Below are 17,138 nucleotides of genomic sequence, written 5' to 3'. Positions count from 1 at the left end.
GCTGTAATACTTAAGTCTTCTGCTGGATCTGACGATCGGACAATAGGCGAGTTTGAATGGACCTCTGATTGTTTGGTCGTTTGGGCAAATGTGCGGACGCTCGAGGCCTTTATAGACGGTGTTCGTCAGGAAACATGTTCGGCAACAATTGCTGTCCCTGACGAATTGACCAAAGGAATGCTCAACATTCTCTTCGCCGAACAGCCTATCGCACGCCTCGGCGGTGCGCGTGCCGATACGATAGAACGAACATCATGGTGGATACGGCTCCGGCTCCTTTTAGGCCTCTAACGACCATTTGCGAACAGATTGGGGCGTCGTATGATCGGATCGCTAAAACTCAACGATGTAGTGTGAGATGAGGGATGCTTGATTCACCCCGTGCCGGGATCAGCAAAGTCCCCGCTGCGACCCTAATTTTTTGGGTCATCAAGGTGTTCGCCACAACCCTTGGCGAAACGGGTGGAGATGCGGTCAGCATGAGTTGGCTCGGCGAAACGACGCCGAACGCGGGCGGCGGCGGCGTGAATGGCTATCTTGTCGGCACCGCCATTTTCGGCCTTCTACTTGTAGCGCTGGTGTCGCTGCAAATTAGGGCTCGGCGTTTCAACCCTTGGCTCTATTGGACTACAATTATTGCCTCAACCACCGCAGGGACTACGCTTGCCGACTATGTGACACGTTCCATGGGGCTCGGATATCCGGGTGGATCACTTCTTCTGTTTTCGTTAGTGATTGCGTCGCTGTTCAGTTGGCATCGCACCTTGGGGTCAGTGGACGTCAATTGCGTTGGAACGGCCAGGGCCGAAACTTTCTATTGGATCACCATCACTGTTTCACAGACCCTGGGAACTGCGCTCGGCGACTGGGTTGCTGACGGCTCTCTTGGGTATAGCGGCGCGGCGATGATCTTCGGTGGGCTGCTCATTTTCGTTGCCGCTCTATATGTCTGGACTTCGGTTTCGCGCGTGCTTCTCTTTTGGGCGGCATTCATCTTAACTCGTCCCTTAGGCGCGACTGTGGGCGACTTTTTGGACAAACCTATCGCAAAGGGTGGTCTGGAGTTCAGCCGTCCTTTGGCTACCGCAGCCATAGCAGCCGCCATCCTTTTGCTCATTTTAGTGTTTCCGCAACGTGCCGGGGGACGTGCCCGCAACGTCCGCTGACCACCCACAGCAGACCTTAGGGCTTTCGCCCTCCCATCACCCGGGCCACTTCGACAAACTCCTCGACGCTCACCGTTTCGGCCCGCCTCTGGGCATCTATGCCGACTTGCTCCAGCGCCTCCAACGCTCCCGGTAGACCTTTGAGGCTTTGGCGTAGCATCTTGCGGCGTTGGCCGAAGGCGGCGGCGGTGAGGCGTTCTAGATGTTTTAGTTGCACGCCATCAGGTGCCGGTTTGGGCGTGATGTGCACCACGGCGGACATGACTTTGGGCGGCGGGGTGAAGGCGCTGCGGTGCACTTTCATGGCGATGCGGGCGTCGCTGCGCCATTGGGACAGGACGGCGAGGCGGCCATAATGGTCGCCACCGGGCTTCGCGACGATGCGTTCGGCGACTTCCATCTGGAACATGAGCGTCAGGGAGGACCACCAGGGCAGCGGGTTCCATTCCACAGACAGCCAGCCGATCAGCAGGGCGGTGCCGACATTATAAGGCAGGTTGGCTATGATGTGGGTATGTTCGCCAGCTTCGGCGTGCGCGTCCACCTGCATGGCGTCGCCGGATATGACGCGCAACTGGCCGGGGAAGGCGTCTGACAATTCAGCAAGGGCGGGCAGGCAGCGGCGATCCCGCTCGACAGCGACCAGCCGCGCTCCGGCTCGCAGGATCGCGCGAGTCAGGCCGCCGGGGCCGGGTCCAACCTCAAACGCGGGCTGATCCTTCAGTGATCCGGGGATGGCGGCAATGCGATCGAGCAACTGTTCATCGAGCAGGAAGTTCTGGCCGAGCGCCTTGCTCGCTTGCAGGCCGTGCGCAGCGATGACTTCACGCAATGGCGGCAGGACCGGCCGCGTATCAGCCCCCATGGCTTAACCGCGATCGCGCGGATTCCGCCGCCATCTTGAGCGCGGCCATCATCGCGCCGGGGTTTGCGCTGTCCGTTCCGGCAATGCCGAAGGCAGTGCCATGGTCCGGTGAGGTGCGCACGATCGGCAGGCCGAGGGTGATGTTGACGCCCTCATCGAAATGCAGCGTCTTGAGGGGGATCAGTGCCTGGTCATGATACATGCACAGCACCGCGTCGTAGGTTTCGCGGGCGCGGGCGTGGAACAGGCCATCGGCGGAGAGGGGGCCGACAATGTCCATGCCTTCCGCCCGTAGCGATTCGATCGCGGGGCTGATGATGTCGATTTCTTCCCGGCCCAGCGCGCCGCCCTCACCCGCATGAGGGTTGAGTCCGGCGACGACGATGCGCGGGCGGGGGATGCCGAAATTGCGCTGCAATCCCTTGACCGTGGTCATGGCGCGGGCGCGGATCAGGTCGATGGTCAGGGCCGAGGCGACCTCCGCCAGCGGGATATGGATGGTGATGGGCACGACCTTCAATGAAGGACCGGCCAGCATCATCACCGCATTGTGGGGGGCTACGCCGCAACGTTCGGCGATGAACTCGGTCTGGCCGGGATGGGTGAAGCCGACGCCGTAAAGCTGTTCCTTGCCGACAGGGGCGGTGACGATCCCGGCGGCCGATTCGGTGCGGGCGAGGCCGACCGCCACTTCCAGTGCCTGAAACGCAGTGCGCGCACCGTCGATGCTGGGGGAGCCCGGTACGATGTCACCGGCGTCGGCAACCTGGAGGCAGGGAAGCGCGGTGTCGAACAGCGCCGCTGCCTCTTGCGGTGTGGCTATTGGGGCGACAGGGCCGGACCAGACCCGGCGTAACGATGCAGCATCACCCACGGCGAAAAAGGTGGGCAATCCGCGTGCTTCGCGCATCACCCAGCTTTTCGCTACGATTTCCGGCCCGATCCCCGCCGGGTCGCCCAGCGGGACGGCAAAAGGTGCCAGCTCCGGTCGAGCCGAGGCTGGATCAATTATAGTCGATGATGGCATCGCGGCGAAGGTCACGCAGATAGATGCGGGCGCGCTTGTTGACCCGTTCTTCCTCCAGCTGAGCCATGATCTGTTCGGGGTTCGGCGCGGCGGCGTTGTTGGCTTCATCGCGGCCGCAAACGACGAGAACGCGCACGCCGTCATTGACCGAGCCAAAGGGAGGCGTCGCTTCACCAACCTGCAGGCCCAGCAGGATTTCCTGCAGCTGCGGCGGCAGGTCGCGCACCTTCACATTGTCATTGTCCACGACATCGGCGCCGATCTTGCCACCCAGTTCATTCGCCTGGCCGCATCCCTTGATCGTCTTGATCTGCGCGGCGAAGCTGGCTGCCTTGGCACTCGCCTGCTCCTTGGTCGTGCCGGGCGGGAAGCTGATCGACAATTGCTTGAGGCTGAGCAGAGAGTCGCGCGGGTCAGCGGTCAGCACCTTGCGCTTGTCCATGACATAGATGACGGAGATGCCGCCCGGAACGGGGATGGGACCAGCGAGCTGCCCAACCTGCATCTCATTGGCGGCCTTGGCCAGTTCATCGGGCAACTGCGCCGGGCGAACCCAGCCGAGGTCGCCGCCGACCGCAGCCGTTGATGCTTCGGAAAACTGTCGGGCGTAAGCAGCGAAGCTGCCGCCCTGCTTGATCTGTTCGATGATGTTGCGGGCATTCGAGACGATCTGCGCCTCATTTTCGGGCGTTGCCGACAGGTAGATCTCACCAATGCGATATTCGTCGCTACCCTTGGCCGCGTTCATACGATCGACGACCGACTTCACTTCATCGGCGGAGACGTTGACGAAGGGCTGGATGTTGCGGCGGAGCAGGCGGCTCCACGCCAGTTCGCCTTCGATCTGGCGCTTGATGCTCGCGGGCGCGCTGCCCTGAGCGCGCAGATATTGGTCGAACTGGGCGGGCGACTGTTTGAAGTTCGCCGCGACACGTTCATAGCTCTGGTCGATTTCCGACTTGTCGATCTTGATGTCGTGGGCGGCGGCTTCCTGAATCTGAAGCGTCTCGTCGATGAGGTTGCGCAGCACCTGCACGCGCAGCCGCTCCCGTTCCTCTGGCGACACCTTGCCGCCATTCGCGGCGAGGATGAGCGCCAGGCGCTGATCCACGTCGGTGCCGGTGATGATGCGGCCGTTGACGATGGCCGTAGCCTTGCGGACATTGGGATCGCTTTTGCCAAAGACGGTCACGTCCTTGGGCAGGTTCAACTGCTGCGCGGCGACCCCTTCATCGTCATTGACGGTCTGGGCCGCGACAGGGCTGCCGATCGATCCCAGCAGGATAGAGGACAGGAGCAAGGCGCGCGCGCTGGTCCGAAGCGATTGTCCAAGGCGGGAAGGCGGGGAAACGACAGGCTGCATCGTCGACAAAACTCTCCATTACGGTCCAGCGCGTGATGCGCCGGTCCGCCTTAACCGGTCCTGAGCGGCCAGAACCGGTCCTGAACGGGAAGGCTGATCCTTATATGCCGATATTCCGAAAAGCCAGCCGTAGTTGGAAGCTATTGCCCTTTCGCGCGTCACCGGCGGCCAGATAATCGCGACGCCACGTCAGGCCCAGCGTCAGACAGTCATCCTGATAGGCGATGCCGAGCCGGTGACGGACGGGTTCGTAGCCATCGGAGACGCTGAGCGGATCTTCTTTCCTGTCGGTCAGATCGACGACGGTGGACCCGAAAACGGACCAGAAGCGGGCGAACTGCACACGGCCGCCGAAACGTAGTTCCTCGCGGTCCTGCAAATCCTCAAGCCCCGTCGCGGCGTTCCGGTTTAACCGGAGATAGCCGACCATGGCATAGGTTTTGCGGCTGCCGATCGTCGCGTCGATTTCGTTACGGCGTACGTCCAGCCCGTCCTTGTCCAGGCGGAAACGGTGGATGAGGCTGACAAAATCCCGGAAACGGACGGTCGTGCGGCCGACGATGTCGGACATGCGATCGGAAAGGCCGGTGCCGTCGGGCAGGATGCTTTCGCGACTGTTAAGGCGGTAGCTCTGGCCGACCACGCTTTCCAGCGAAAAGCCGGGCAGGGAGAGGCTATATTCCAGACCGTAGGTGATGCGGGTCGAATCTTCGAACCGGTCATAGCCTGCGAAGCGATTGAGCGCGAAGAGGTTGCTGTCCTCCAGATCGATGGCGCGCGCGTCTTCATTGGGGACGGAAAGATTTGCCAGCTTGGGTGCGGCAACGATCTGTACGCGGGGCGCGATCCTCTGCACGCCGCCGAAGGCCTCACCCATGAAGGGCCAGCGGACGTCGATCGCGGCCGCGGCGATGCCGCGCGCCTGCCAGCCGGGATCGCCGGCATAACGGGCGATGTTGTTCTGTAGATTGTCACTGCTGTGATAGACGTCGCCGCGCAGATAGGTGGTGAAATTCACCTCCTGCCCCATGCCCGTCAGCTTGCGCAGGTTCCATTCAAAGGCTGCGAAGGCGCGCTGCGTATCCTGGCCGTGGGTGCGGGTGATCGCGAGGCTGTTCGCCTGAAACTGTATCCGGCCACCGAGTAGCGGGTCGATCATGCGCAGGCGATAGTCGATCACGGGCAGCGCGATCGGCGTTTGCCCCTGCGGATCGCCAAGGCGCAGCGTCTGTACGGCCCAGCCAGCGATGGAGAAATAGCTGTTCTCGCCGATGCGCTGAGCGCCCAGGGTCGAACGCAGCCGATCGTCGCGGCTGATGTCATAGCGACGCAGGAAGGTGCGGTCGCTCGCTACGCGAAGCGATCCGTTGACGCTCCATTCCGGCGTCAGTTGCATGGCGCCGCTGGCATCGACATAGCCGCGGAAGCCCTTTTCCGATCCCGCTGGGCCGGTGGAGCTGGGCAGGGAACTGCTGGCACCGATGCGCCGTGCATTGGTCACATATCCGGTGATCTGATAAGCGCCACGGTCCCAGCGATGGCGGAAATTCGCCTCCAGCATCGGCAGCGTCTTGGAATAGACATGCGGCGTGATCGTCAGATCGCGGTTTGGCGCCAGCTTGATGTAATAGGGCAGGGCGACTTCGACGCCGTTATTCCGGTCGTAGCGCAGGTTTGGCACAAGCAGCCCGGTGCCGCCCGTGTCACCGACCGGGTGCGAAAAGCCGGGCAGCGGAATGAGCGGCAGGCCGAATATTTCCACGCTGGCATTGCGGTAGCGCACGCGAGCGGCGACGGGGTCGTAGACGACCTTTACCGCCTTGATCTGCCAAGTGGGTTCCTTGGGGCAGCCGTCGCTGTCCACTACGCTGCAGCCGGTATAAGCGGCCTTGTGCAACGTATAGACGCCGTTCACCCGAACGCCCTGCACCGCCGCCAATCGGCCGCCCGACTGAAGCACCAGCAGCATGTTTTCGACCGTGCCGTCCTTCAGCGTGTCGGTTATCTGGAAGCGGTCGCCATAAGCGATATTGCCTTCAGGATCGGTTGCCGAGACATTGCCGCGCGCTTCCACCTGACCGGTCGTCCGGTTCCACACCACCTTGTCCGCGCGCAGCCGGTTGCCTTGCCTGAGCAGCTGGACGTTGCCGGTGGCCGTAACGATTTCCGTATTATTGTCATATTCCAGGGCGTCCGCCGCAAAACCGATTTCTTCATCGGTCGCGGGTACAGGCGCGTCCGGCGCGCTGACGGGCACCTGCGGCGATTGCAGCTCCTGCGCGAAGGCATGCGGCATCTCGCCCATGCAGGCGAGCGCCGCGCTTGCGGCCAGCATATGTTTCAGACGCGAAGAACGGGAAAAATTCTGCAAGGGGATCGTGCCTCTTCAGGGGCGCTTCGTTGCCCGCCTATCGCATTGCTTTGCGCGCGCCGCAATCGTTCGTCACGCTTCTTTTGCCGGAAATCGGTCGAACGGCTTTGCCAGATGGGGCAAGCGACATTATCTGGCATGGAGCGTTGCTAGCGCCACATGATCAGAAAAGCAGAAGAAGGACCCTTGATGGAAATCGCATTCACCCCGGTGCGTCCAGACGCCGACACGCTGGCTTTTGCCGTTCCCAAGGGCGGTTTCGATGCCTTGCCGATCGCGGCGGCGCCTACTCTGGCGGCAGGAGCAGCGGCGGCGCGCTTCACGGGTGAGGCGGGGGCAAGCTTTGAAAGCTTTGCCGAAGAGGGTGGCAAGGTGCTGCGCATCGTTCTCGTCGGGACCGGCAGCGGAACCGAGGCGGATTATGAACGGGCGGGCGCGGCGCTGACCGCCCGCCTGCTAACGAGCGGGGCGAGCCATGCCGCCGTGGAGTTTTTCGGCGGCGCGGCTGGCGATAAGGCGGCCCATTTTGCCTTTGGGGCATCCCTGCGCGCCTGGCGGATCGATACCTATCGCACCCGGCAGCCGGAAAAGACAAAGCCGACATTGGTGAAGCTGTCGGTCGTGGCGAATGATGCGGACACGCACTGGCAGCGGCTGTCGGCGGTGGCCGATGGCGTCACCTTTACGCGTGAGCTGGTCTCTGAACCCGCAAACATCCTGTATCCCGAAAGCTTCGTCGAACGCTGCCGTCATCTGGAGCAGCTGGGCGTCAAGGTCACCGTCCTCGACAAGGCGGCGATGGCGGACCTTGGCATGGGCGCGTTGCTTGGCGTGGCGCAGGGGTCGGTACGCGAACCCCGTTTGCTCGCGATGGAGTGGGATGGCACGGGCGGCGCGGGCGACAAGCCCATCGTCTTTGTCGGCAAGGGCGTGACCTTTGATACCGGCGGTATTTCGTTGAAGCCCGGCGCAGGCATGGAAGACATGAAATGGGACATGGGCGGCGCAGGCGCGGTCGCGGGCGCGATGAAGGCGCTCGCGGGGCGCAAGGCGAAGGCACGAGTCATCGGCATCTGCGGCCTTGTGGAAAACATGCCCGACGGCAACGCGCAGCGTCCCGGCGACATCGTGACGTCGATGTCGGGCCAGACGATCGAGGTCATCAACACCGATGCCGAAGGGCGCCTGGTGCTGTGCGACGTCATTACCTGGGCGCAGAAAACCTATTCTCCCGAGGTTGTCATTGATCTTGCCACCCTGACCGGAGCGATGATCGTGGCGTTGGGCGATCAATATGCAGGGCTGTTCGCCAATGACGATGGGCTTGCCGAGGACTTGCTCGCTGCTGGCAAGGCGGCGGGGGACCAGCTTTGGCGCTTTCCGCTGGGCGACGCCTATAACAAGCTGATCGACAGCCCGATCGCGGACATGAAGAATATGGGCGCGCGCTATGCCGGATCGATCACCGCCGCGCAGTTTATCAAGCGATTCGTCGATGATGGGGTCAAATGGGCACATCTCGACATTGCGGGTATGGTCTGGGCGGACAAGCCCGGCGCGACCTGGGACAAGGGCGCGACCGGCTATGGCGTGCGCCTGATCGATCGTCTGGTGGCGGACAAGTTCGAGCGCTGATGCAGGTCGATTTCTACCAGCTTAACCGTGATCCTGTGGACCGGGTGTTGCCCGCCATTGCGGCGCGCATACTCGGCCTGGGCGAACGGTTGCTGGTGGTGGCGCAGGACGAGGCACAGCTGGAACGCATTTCGGCCGGGCTGTGGAACGGGTCGCCGGAAAGTTTCCTTGCCCACGGTCGGGTGGGGGAGGGCAGCGAGGCGATGCAGCCGGTACTTCTGGCGCAGGATTGCAGTCCTGCGAACGGCGCCCGGCATATCGCGATTGCCGATGGTATCTGGCGTGAAGAAGCGCTCGATTTCGAGCGGGCTTTCTACTTTTTCGATACGCTGACCGTTGATGGCGCGCGCGAAAGTTGGCGTGCCCTGTCAAAGCGGGAGGGGGTTACGCCCCGCTTCTGGCGGCAGGAGCAGGGGAAATGGGTGCAGGGTCCGTGAGAGCGAGGGCCTGTCAACGCCCCCTTGCGGTGCGAAGCGGCGCGGTCTAAAGGGCGCGCCAATTCCAACAATCCGGAGCTTTTGAGCCTTATGGCCGTGACCCGCACCTTTTCGATCATCAAGCCTGACGCCACGCGCCGCAACCTGACCGGCGCCGTGACCAAGAAGCTGGAAGAAGCAGGCCTGCGCGTCGTCGCGTCCAAGCGCATCCGCATGAGCCGCGAACAGGCCGAAGGCTTCTATGCCGTTCACAAGGAACGCCCTTTCTTCGCTGATCTGGTGGCCTTCATGATTTCCGGCCCGGTCGTCGTCCAGGTTCTGGAAGGCGAAGATGCCGTGAAGCGCAACCGCGACATCATGGGCGCCACCAACCCGGCCAACGCCGAGGAAGGCACCATCCGCAGGGATTATGCCGAGTCGATCGAAGCCAACTCGGTCCATGGTTCGGACAGCGAAGAAAATGCCGCGATCGAGATCGCCTATTTCTTCAAGCCCGAAGAAATCGTCGGTTGATCTAATCGATCAGGATGAAAGAGGGGTCGGGGACGCAAGTCCGCCGGCCCTTTTTTGTTAGCAGTCCCTTGCGGCCTGGAGATTTTCGCCCTCTCCCCTTCAGGGGGCGGCCAGAGGCACGTGACTCTGGCCGAGGTGCGGAGCGAAGGCGGGGGAGGGGGACATGCCGATCTTCGGTTGCTCCCCTCTCCCCTGAAGGAGAGAGGGAGATTTTAGCGAAATGCGTTTCGCCTCCGCCAATCAGCGCTCACAACCTCAATTCGAAACGGGCGGTGCTTCGAATCGATCGATCACCCATTCCTCAGCCTGCGCGCCGCCGATCCATTCCTGCATCCAGGGATGATTGACGACCGCCTGCATATAGGCTTCGGCAAAACGTGCGACGGGCAGCTGATAGGTTATGAAGCGCGTCACGACCGGGGCGAACATCACGTCCACCGCGCCAAATTCGCCGAACAGGAAATCGCCCACGCCGCCATAACGAGCCCGGGCCTGTGCCCAGAGCTGCATGATGCGGGCGATGTCCTGCGCGACTGCCTCGGAGGGCGGCACGGCGTCGTAGATCTGGCGGATGTTCATGCTGTGCTCGCGGCGCAGCGCCGCGAAGCTGGAATGCATCTCCGCCGCCATTGACCGGGCCATCGCCCGCGCCGCCGTGTCGGTGGGCCAGAATTTGTCGCCGCCAGCCTTTTCGTTCAGATATTCGATGATTGCCAGACTGTCCCAGACAACGGTGTCGTCGCCGTCCCACAATATGGGCACCTTGCCCGACGAAGGGGCGAATTCGTCGCCTTCGCGCCGTCTTTCCCAGGCTTCATCATAAAGCGGGACCACGACTTCCTCGAACGGCAACCCGCTGAGCTTGCAGGCGAGCCAGCCCCGCAGAGACCAGCTGGAATATGCCTTGTTGCCTATGAATAGCTTCATCATCGCCCTTCTTTAGACGGGCGAAGGAAGGGGTGTCGAGAGCAACCGGCCGGCGCATTCGAGTCACTTTCTATATTATTTTGGTAGAAAATCCTTGGTGCGGGGCTTGGCGGCATCATGGGCGTCGTCGTATGGCGCAGCGGCGAACTGAATGCGGAAGTGGGGGGATTATGGACTGGCTGCATGGAATAGCGGGCCTGTTCGTCGGAATCATGGTCGGAATGACGGGCGTTGGCGGCGGGTCGCTGATGGCGCCAATCCTCATCCTGCTGTTTGGCGTAGCACCGGCGACGGCGGTCGGCACCGACCTCTGGTTCGCGGCCATAACCAAGTCAGTGGGCGGTGCGATCCATCACCGTCACGGCGGGCCAGATGGCGGCCCGGACTATCAGGTGGTGAAGCGCCTGTGCCTGGGGAGCCTTCCCGCCGCGCTGATCACGCTGTTGATCCTTTCCCAGACGCATATGCAGCAGATCAAGAGCGGCATCGTCACGAGCGCGCTGGGTGGCGTCCTGATCATGACGGCGGTTGCAACCCTGTTACGCGGGCGATTCCACCGTTGGGCCTTGGCTCGCCGCGTTGGCACCGCCGATCGCTTTACGCGTTGGCAGCCTCCGCTGACGGTTGCCGCCGGTGCGCTGCTGGGGGGGATGGTAACACTGACCTCCGTGGGTGCGGGGGCGATCGGCGCGACCTTGCTCCTTGCGCTCTATCCCCTCCGCATGCGGCTGCAACGGTTGGTGGCTACGGATATTGTCCATGCCGTGCCGCTTACCCTGATCGCCGGGCTCGGCCATCTGTGGATCGGCAATGTGAACGGCATACTGCTCGCCAACCTGCTGATCGGGTCGATCCCGGGCATCATTATCGGATCGCTGCTGGCGACGCGCGCATCAGACCGCGTGCTTCAGCCGTTGCTGGCGATCATCCTGGTTCTGGTGGGCTGGCGCCTTATCGCAGGATGAGGCAGTTTTGGAGGCCCGAGCCGGAATCGAACCGGCGTGCAAGGATTTGCAGTCCTCTGCGTAACCACTCCGCCATCGGGCCTCGGCGTGGGTGGCCGCAAATGTGCGGCTTTTGATGCAAAGTCAAGCGCGGCCATGTTCGCTGATCCCAAGATTATCGCTCACGGGCGTGGAAAGCCGCTTGGCGTTGCTTGTTGCGTGATCTAGAGGTCCCGATAATGTCAGCGCTGTATTGCCATGCCAATACAGTTATGCCAATCGAGGTAGTATCGTGACCGAGCAGAATTTTTCATCGATGCGGGCCGCCATGGTCGAAAGCCAGCTTCGCACCAGCGATGTCGATGACCCACGGGTGATCGCGGTGATGGCGCGCGTACCACGGGAAGATTTCGTGCCTGCTGAACGGCGCGCCATGGCCTATGTCGATCGTTCGATTCCGCTTTCCTCCGGCCGCGCGCTCAATCCGCCGCTGGCCACCGGACGACTGCTCAAGGAAGCGCAGGTCGAGGAGGGCGATCGCGTTCTGCTCATCGGCGCGGCCACGGGGTATAGCGCGGCACTTCTTGCCGCTCTTGGCGCCCAGGTGACAGCGGTCGAGACTGAGGATGGTCCGCAATTGTCGGGCAATGGCGCCACGGTCGTACGCGGCCCGTTACAGGCGGGAGCGCCCGAGGGTGCGCCCTACGACGTCCTCTTCATTGATGGCGCAGTGCAGGAAGTGCCCGCGACGCTTGTCGGGCAGCTTGCCGATGGCGCGCGCGTGGTGACGGGTCTTGTCGAGCGCGGCGTTACACGCCTTTGCAGTGGGCGGGTGGTTTCCGGCATTCTGGGTCTTGTCAGCCTGACCGATCTTGAGATGGTCGTCCTGCCCGGTTTTGCTGCGCCGGAGCGTTTCGTCTTTTAACCGGCTGGGGGAGTCATGACGGCAAAGCAGGTGTTTTTTCGGCACTCGGCCGCCACGGCTCTGCTGCTCCTCAACGCTGGGATCGCGCAGGCCGAAACCCTGCAAGGCGCGCTGGCAAAGGCTTACCGTTCCAACCCCACGCTCACCGGCACCCGGGCGCAGCAACGGGCGACGGATGAGAATGTGCCGATCCGCAAGGCGGATGGACGACCCAATATCGGTACCACCACCGAATATCAGGAGTTGCTGGTAAAGCCCGCGCGGTCCTTCCTCGCGCCTGATCGCTCGCTCGTCGGCACCGCTACGGTGAATGTTCCTATTTATCAAGGCGGGGCCGTGCGTAACGGGGTGAAGGCGGCCCAGGTGCGCGTGCAGGCGGGTCAGGCCAATCTGCGCGGGACCGAAGCATCAATCTTCTCACAGGTTGTCGCCGCCTATATGGACGTGATCCGCGACAGCGCGGTCGTGTCGCTCAATCTGGCGAATGTCAGCGCGCTGGGCGTCAATTTGCAGGCAACGAACGACCGATTCGAAGTGGGCGACCTGACGCGTACAGACGTCGCCCAGTCCGAATCGCGGCTCGCGCTGGCCCGATCCAACCTTCAGACGGCGCAGGCGAACTTGATAACCAGCCGCGAAAATTACATCGCCCTGGTTGGCGCCGCGCCCGATGACTTGCAGCCGCCGCCGCCGCTCCCCGGCCTTCCTGCTACACCGGAAACGGCGGTGCAGGTGGCGCTTACCGACAATCCTGATCTCGTCGCCGCGAAAAAAGCGCGTGAAGCTGCTCGCTATGACGTGCGGGTGGCAAAGGCGGGCGTTCTGCCAACGCTGTCCGGTTTCGCGCAGGGCAGCTATACCCATTATCTGGGATCACTCGATGACCCGACCAATCCGTCGCAGCTGAACAAGCAGGTGGTCGCGGGAGCGACGTTGCGCCTTCCGCTTTATCAGGGCGGCCGACCCGGCGCGCAGGTGCGCCAGAACCAGGCGCTCGAATCGCGGGCGATGGAGCAGGAGATTGAGGTTGAGCGGGGCGTCATCGCTCAAACGCGGTCAGCCTATGCGAGCTGGCAGGCATCGCTGCAAAGCATCGAATCCAACCAGAAGGCGGTGGAGGCGGCCAATTTGTCGCTCGAAGGCGTGCGCGCGGAAAATTCTGTCGGCAGCCGCACCATCCTGGACATATTGAATGCGGAACAGGAAGCGCTGAACGCCAAGGTGCAATTGGTGTCGGCCCGGCGCAATGCCTATGTCGCGGGCTTCAGCCTGCTGGCCGCGATGGGGCATGCGGAAGCGGACGACCTCAGCCTGGAAACAGGCACGCTCTATGATCCCATGGTTAATTATGATCGGGTCAAGGGCAAGTGGTTCGATTGGGATTTCGGTCCCGCGCCCAAGCCGGAAGCGACCAGAACCGTTGACACGCCTGCACAAAATGCCAATGTGCCTGCTGGTTTGGCGCAACAACCTTAAGGTTAACAGGGGTTATTCATGGGCGACATGAGCAAGGAACCCTCGATGGAGGACATTCTTTCGTCCATCAAGCGCATCATTGCCGAGGAAGGCGAGGAGGCTGCGCAGGCGGTGTCGCGCCGTGGCAAAGCCGATGCTGGACCCAAGCAGGCTGCCGAACCCGCCGAACCTGCGGTCGAGGAAGTGCTGGAACTGACAGACGAGGTTGGAGTGGAGGAGCTGATGCCTGCCCACAAGACTGGCCGTGCAACGCAGGTCGAAGCGCCGGTTGAGGAAAGCTCAATCCTCTCGGTGGAAAGCGAAGTGGCCGCGCGACATTCGCTTTCGGCGCTGTCCTCCATGCTGGTAACGCCCAAGGACGGCGAGGATAACACGCTGGACGGTCTGGTGCGGTCCATGTTGAAGCCGATGCTGAAGGAATGGCTGGATGCCCGCCTTCCCGCGCTGGTGGAAGACATGGTGGCAAAGGAAATTGCCCGCATCACTGGCCGCTGATCGGGCGGGTCTCCGCGTTCCGACTTATGGCGCATTGGCTCGGTTGACCCCTGCAAGGCGGTAAAAGCGCTGGAATGGTCAGGGAAGGGGCTTTAAGGCGCCTTTCCATGACCGAACTGCCCAAGACCTTCGACCCCGCCGAAATCGAATCCCGCTGGTACGCCCATTGGGAAGAAAAGGGCTTGTTCCGCCCGGAACGCCCCGACGCCGAACCCTTCACCATCGTCAATCCGCCGCCGAATGTGACCGGCAGCCTGCATATCGGCCATGCGCTTGATAACACGTTGCAGGACATCGTCATCCGCTACGAACGACTACGCGGCAAGGACGCGCTGTGGGTCGTGGGCACCGACCATGCGGGCATCGCGACGCAGATGGTGGTCGAGCGGCAGATGGAGGCGCGGCAGGACAAGCGCACCAACTATACGCGCGAGCAGTTCATCGAAAAGGTTTGGGAATGGAAGGCCGAAAGCGGCGGCGCGATTACGCGCCAGTTGCGGCGGCTTGGTTGCTCGATGGACTGGGCCAATGAACGCTTCACCATGGATGAGGGCTTTTCGAAGGCTGTCATCAAGGTGTTCGTGGAGTTGCACAAGCGGGGTCTGCTCTATCGCGACAAGCGGCTGGTGAACTGGGACCCGCGCTTCCGCTCGGCGATTTCGGACCTTGAGGTCGAGACGCAGGAAGTGAAGGGCGGCTTCTGGCATTTCCGCTATCCGCTGGCGGATGGCGTGAAGCTGGCCAATGGCGCGGATCATATCGTCGTCGCGACCACGCGGCCCGAAACGATGCTGGCCGATATGGCGGTGGCGGTGCATCCTGACGATCCACGCTATAAGGATGTCATCGGCAAGGATATCCTCCAGCCGATCACCGGGCGGCGGTTCAAGATCGTTGGCGATGATTATGCCGATCCCGAATTGGGGTCGGGCGCGGTCAAGATCACGCCGGGTCACGACTTCAACGACTTTGAGGTGGGCAAGCGGGCCGGCTTCCGCGCGGCCGAGATGCTCAACATGTTCGATGCCGATGCCAATGTGGTGCAGACGGCGGACGGGCTGATCCCGGAGCGTTTTCTGGGGCTGCACCGCTTCCGCCGCGATGGCATTGATGGCGCGCGCGAGTTGGTCGTCGCCGAGATGAAGGCGCTGGGTATGCTGGTGCCGCATGTCACGAAGACCAAGGAGGGCGAGGAGGTCGAAGCCGATTTCGAGCCCCGCACCATCCAGACGCCTTTTGGCGATCGTTCGGGCGTGGTGATCGAACCCTGGCTGACCGACCAATGGTATGTCGATGCCGGGAAGCTGGCGGTCGCGCCGATGCAGGCCGTGCGTGACGGGCGGATCGAGATCGTGCCCAAGACTTGGGAAAAGACCTTCTTCAACTGGATGGAGAATATCCAGCCCTGGTGCGTCTCGCGTCAGCTTTGGTGGGGGCATCGTATTCCGGCTTGGTTTGGCCCAGCAAAGACAACTTCGGGTCAGATTGTTTATGGCCATATCGGCCATACGGGCGCAGAACCCAATCGCTTGGAACATACTTTTGTTGCGCAAGATGAAGACGAAGTTCGGCGGCAGGCTGTCGACTATTATCGCATCGAGGGGCTAACGCCTGAACATGTTCAAATCGTAGACTCATTTGAGGATCAGCGGCGACTTCGAGAAGCCTTCCGCGAGAATGATCTAGGACCTGTGCCGATACTGGTGCGCGAATCTGATGTGCTCGACACATGGTTTTCCTCGGCGCTGTGGCCTTTCGGCACGCTGGGCTGGCCGGAGCAGAGCGAGACGCTCTCCCGCCACTATCCTAATGATCTGCTGATTTCCGGCTTCGACATCCTGTTCTTTTGGGATGCGCGCATGGCGATGCAGGGGATGGAGTTCATGGGCGATGTGCCGTGGCGCAAGCTCTACCTCCACGGGTTGGTACGTGCGGCCGACGGGCAGAAAATGTCCAAGTCCAAGGGCAATGTCGTCGATCCGCTGGGCCTGATCGACAAGTTCGGCGCGGACGCGCTGCGTTTCTTCATGTCTGCCATGGAAAGTCAGGGCCGCGACGTGAAGATGGATGAGAAGCGGGTCGAGGGCTATCGCAACTTCGCGACCAAGCTTTGGAATGCGGCGCGCTTCCTGCAATCCAACGGCGTCACCGCATCGACCAGCCATGAGGCGCCTGCCGCCGCTGCGCCGGTCAACCGCTGGATCATTGCCGAGACAGTGGCGACCGTGCAGGCGATCGATACGGCCATGGCCGAGCTGCGCTTCGATGCGGCGGCGAACGCCATCTATCATTTCGTCTGGGACCAGTTTTGCGACTGGTATATCGAACTCACCAAGGGTTCGATGGACGATGAGACGAAGGCTGTCGCGGGCTGGGCGTTCGACCAGATCCTCGTCATGCTCCACCCCTTCATGCCCTTCATCACCGAAGAGCTGTGGAACTTGACCGGCACGCGTGAGACGGAATTGATCGTCGCCCGATGGCCACAGGCGCTCTATGCCGTCGATAGCGAGGCGCAGGCAGAGATTGACTGGCTGATCCGCTTGATCAGCGCGATGCGCACGGCGCGGACGGAACTGAACGTGCCGCCGGGCGCCAAGCTGAAGGTCGTGGTCAGCGAAGCATCGGAAGAAACCCGGCGCCGAATCGATCGGCAGGGCGCGGCCCTGGCGCGCTTGGGACGGGTGGAGAGCCTGTCCTTTGGCGATAGCGTAGCTGGTGGCGCGGCGCAGATCGTTGTCGATGAGGCGACCTTCATCCTCCCCTTGGAGGGCGTGATCGACATCGCGGCGGAAAAGGCAAGGCTGGCAAAGGCGCTAGCTGGTGCGGAAAAGGAACGGGCTTCGCTTTCCGGGCGTCTTTCCAATCCGAGTTTCGTGGAAAAGGCCAAGCCCGAGGCGGTGGCCAAGGCGCGTGAAGATCATGCCGAGAAAACCGCGGAGGCGGAAAGGTTGGCGGCAGCGCTGGATCGTCTGGCCTGATCGGTTAATGATG

14 protein-coding genes and 1 tRNA gene are annotated in these 17,138 nt (G+C 62.1%); 9 read left to right on the top strand and 6 right to left on the bottom strand.

Annotated features, from left to right (window positions below):
• The first annotated feature begins 365 nt into the window (after positions 1-365).
• Positions 366-1,166: a COG4705 family protein gene (locus IZV00_RS08075; protein ID WP_196224189.1), complete on the top strand. Its 801-nt coding sequence runs from the start codon at positions 366-368 to the stop codon at positions 1,164-1,166.
• Between the two features lie 16 nt (positions 1,167-1,182).
• Here the strand turns inward: IZV00_RS08075 and rsmA are convergent, their stop codons facing one another.
• From rsmA to IZV00_RS08055, 4 genes are all read right to left on the bottom strand, one after another.
• Positions 1,183-2,031 (bottom strand): 16S rRNA (adenine(1518)-N(6)/adenine(1519)-N(6))-dimethyltransferase RsmA, encoded by an 849-nt coding sequence (gene rsmA, locus IZV00_RS08070; protein WP_196224188.1) that lies wholly within the window; start codon positions 2,029-2,031, stop codon positions 1,183-1,185.
• Positions 2,021-3,058, bottom strand: a complete 1,038-nt coding sequence (pdxA, locus tag IZV00_RS08065; RefSeq protein WP_196226568.1) for a 4-hydroxythreonine-4-phosphate dehydrogenase PdxA — start codon at positions 3,056-3,058, stop codon at positions 2,021-2,023. Before pdxA ends, rsmA begins: the two co-directional genes overlap by 11 nt.
• A complete protein-coding gene (locus IZV00_RS08060; protein WP_196224187.1) occupies positions 3,036-4,421 on the bottom strand; it encodes a peptidylprolyl isomerase in 1,386 nt (461 codons plus the stop codon). The genes pdxA and IZV00_RS08060 overlap by 23 nt, the downstream gene beginning before the upstream one ends.
• 100 nt (positions 4,422-4,521) lie before the next feature.
• The gene (locus IZV00_RS08055; protein ID WP_196224186.1) at positions 4,522-6,756 is read right to left on the bottom strand and encodes an LPS-assembly protein LptD; all 2,235 of its coding nucleotides are present in this window, start codon (positions 6,754-6,756) and stop codon (positions 4,522-4,524) included.
• 225 nt (positions 6,757-6,981) lie between these two features.
• Here IZV00_RS08055 and IZV00_RS08050 point away from each other — a divergent pair, with 225 nt between their 5' ends.
• From IZV00_RS08050 to ndk, 3 genes are all read left to right on the top strand, one after another.
• On the top strand, positions 6,982-8,427 hold the full coding sequence (locus IZV00_RS08050; protein ID WP_196224185.1) for a leucyl aminopeptidase: 1,446 nt from the start codon (positions 6,982-6,984) through the stop codon (positions 8,425-8,427).
• Positions 8,427-8,864: a DNA polymerase III subunit chi gene (locus IZV00_RS08045; RefSeq protein WP_196224184.1), complete on the top strand. Its 438-nt coding sequence runs from the start codon at positions 8,427-8,429 to the stop codon at positions 8,862-8,864. Before IZV00_RS08050 ends, IZV00_RS08045 begins: the two co-directional genes overlap by 1 nt.
• A 90-nt stretch (positions 8,865-8,954) precedes the next feature.
• Positions 8,955-9,377, top strand: coding sequence for a nucleoside-diphosphate kinase (ndk, locus tag IZV00_RS08040; RefSeq protein WP_196224183.1), 423 nt, complete (start codon positions 8,955-8,957; stop codon positions 9,375-9,377).
• 255 nt (positions 9,378-9,632) lie between these two features.
• Here the strand turns inward: ndk and IZV00_RS08035 are convergent, their stop codons facing one another.
• Positions 9,633-10,307: a glutathione S-transferase family protein gene (locus IZV00_RS08035; protein ID WP_196224182.1), complete on the bottom strand. Its 675-nt coding sequence runs from the start codon at positions 10,305-10,307 to the stop codon at positions 9,633-9,635.
• Positions 10,308-10,474: 167 nt separating this feature from the next.
• On the opposite strand from IZV00_RS08035, the gene IZV00_RS08030 reads away from it, so the two are divergent.
• On the top strand, positions 10,475-11,269 hold the full coding sequence (locus tag IZV00_RS08030) for a sulfite exporter TauE/SafE family protein (protein WP_196224181.1): 795 nt from the start codon (positions 10,475-10,477) through the stop codon (positions 11,267-11,269).
• Positions 11,270-11,277: 8 nt separating this feature from the next.
• Here IZV00_RS08030 and IZV00_RS08025 read toward each other — a convergent pair.
• A tRNA-Cys gene (locus IZV00_RS08025) sits at positions 11,278-11,351 on the bottom strand.
• A gap of 189 nt (positions 11,352-11,540) precedes the next feature.
• Here IZV00_RS08025 and IZV00_RS08020 point away from each other — a divergent pair.
• The 4 genes from IZV00_RS08020 (at position 11,541) to IZV00_RS08005 (ending at position 17,125) form a co-directional block, all read left to right on the top strand.
• The gene (locus IZV00_RS08020) at positions 11,541-12,173 is read left to right on the top strand and encodes a protein-L-isoaspartate O-methyltransferase family protein (protein ID WP_196224180.1); all 633 of its coding nucleotides are present in this window, start codon (positions 11,541-11,543) and stop codon (positions 12,171-12,173) included.
• Positions 12,174-12,188: 15 nt separating this feature from the next.
• Positions 12,189-13,649 carry a TolC family outer membrane protein gene (locus IZV00_RS08015; RefSeq protein ID WP_196224179.1) on the top strand — a complete coding sequence of 487 codons (1,461 nt, stop codon included), beginning with the start codon at positions 12,189-12,191 and terminating at the stop codon, positions 13,647-13,649.
• A gap of 18 nt (positions 13,650-13,667) precedes the next feature.
• A complete protein-coding gene (locus tag IZV00_RS08010) occupies positions 13,668-14,144 on the top strand; it encodes a DUF2497 domain-containing protein (protein ID WP_196224178.1) in 477 nt (158 codons plus the stop codon).
• A 107-nt stretch (positions 14,145-14,251) separates the two neighbouring features.
• Complete coding sequence (locus IZV00_RS08005; protein ID WP_196224177.1) at positions 14,252-17,125, top strand: valine--tRNA ligase; 2,874 nt, start codon at positions 14,252-14,254, stop codon at positions 17,123-17,125.
• Positions 17,126-17,138: the final 13 nt, after the last annotated feature.

This window comes from Sphingobium sp. Cam5-1, from assembly GCF_015693305.1.
Lineage (GTDB): Bacteria > Pseudomonadota > Alphaproteobacteria > Sphingomonadales > Sphingomonadaceae > Sphingobium.
Note: the sequence above shows the minus strand (reverse complement) of the source record. Positions and strands in the feature narration are given on the sequence as shown.

Coding starts and splice junctions, on each gene's coding strand:
- IZV00_RS08075 (WP_196224189.1), top strand. CDS start 366: ATGCTTGATTCACCCCGTGCCGGGATCAGCAAAGTCCCCGCTGCGACC.
- rsmA (WP_196224188.1), bottom strand. CDS start 2,031: ATGGGGGCTGATACGCGGCCGGTCCTGCCGCCATTGCGTGAAGTCATC.
- pdxA (WP_196226568.1), bottom strand. CDS start 3,058: ATGCCATCATCGACTATAATTGATCCAGCCTCGGCTCGACCGGAGCTG.
- IZV00_RS08060 (WP_196224187.1), bottom strand. CDS start 4,421: ATGCAGCCTGTCGTTTCCCCGCCTTCCCGCCTTGGACAATCGCTTCGG.
- IZV00_RS08055 (WP_196224186.1), bottom strand. CDS start 6,756: ATGCTGGCCGCAAGCGCGGCGCTCGCCTGCATGGGCGAGATGCCGCAT.
- IZV00_RS08050 (WP_196224185.1), top strand. CDS start 6,982: ATGGAAATCGCATTCACCCCGGTGCGTCCAGACGCCGACACGCTGGCT.
- IZV00_RS08045 (WP_196224184.1), top strand. CDS start 8,427: ATGCAGGTCGATTTCTACCAGCTTAACCGTGATCCTGTGGACCGGGTG.
- ndk (WP_196224183.1), top strand. CDS start 8,955: ATGGCCGTGACCCGCACCTTTTCGATCATCAAGCCTGACGCCACGCGC.
- IZV00_RS08035 (WP_196224182.1), bottom strand. CDS start 10,307: ATGATGAAGCTATTCATAGGCAACAAGGCATATTCCAGCTGGTCTCTG.
- IZV00_RS08030 (WP_196224181.1), top strand. CDS start 10,475: ATGGACTGGCTGCATGGAATAGCGGGCCTGTTCGTCGGAATCATGGTC.
- IZV00_RS08015 (WP_196224179.1), top strand. CDS start 12,189: ATGACGGCAAAGCAGGTGTTTTTTCGGCACTCGGCCGCCACGGCTCTG.
- IZV00_RS08010 (WP_196224178.1), top strand. CDS start 13,668: ATGGGCGACATGAGCAAGGAACCCTCGATGGAGGACATTCTTTCGTCC.
- IZV00_RS08005 (WP_196224177.1), top strand. CDS start 14,252: ATGACCGAACTGCCCAAGACCTTCGACCCCGCCGAAATCGAATCCCGC.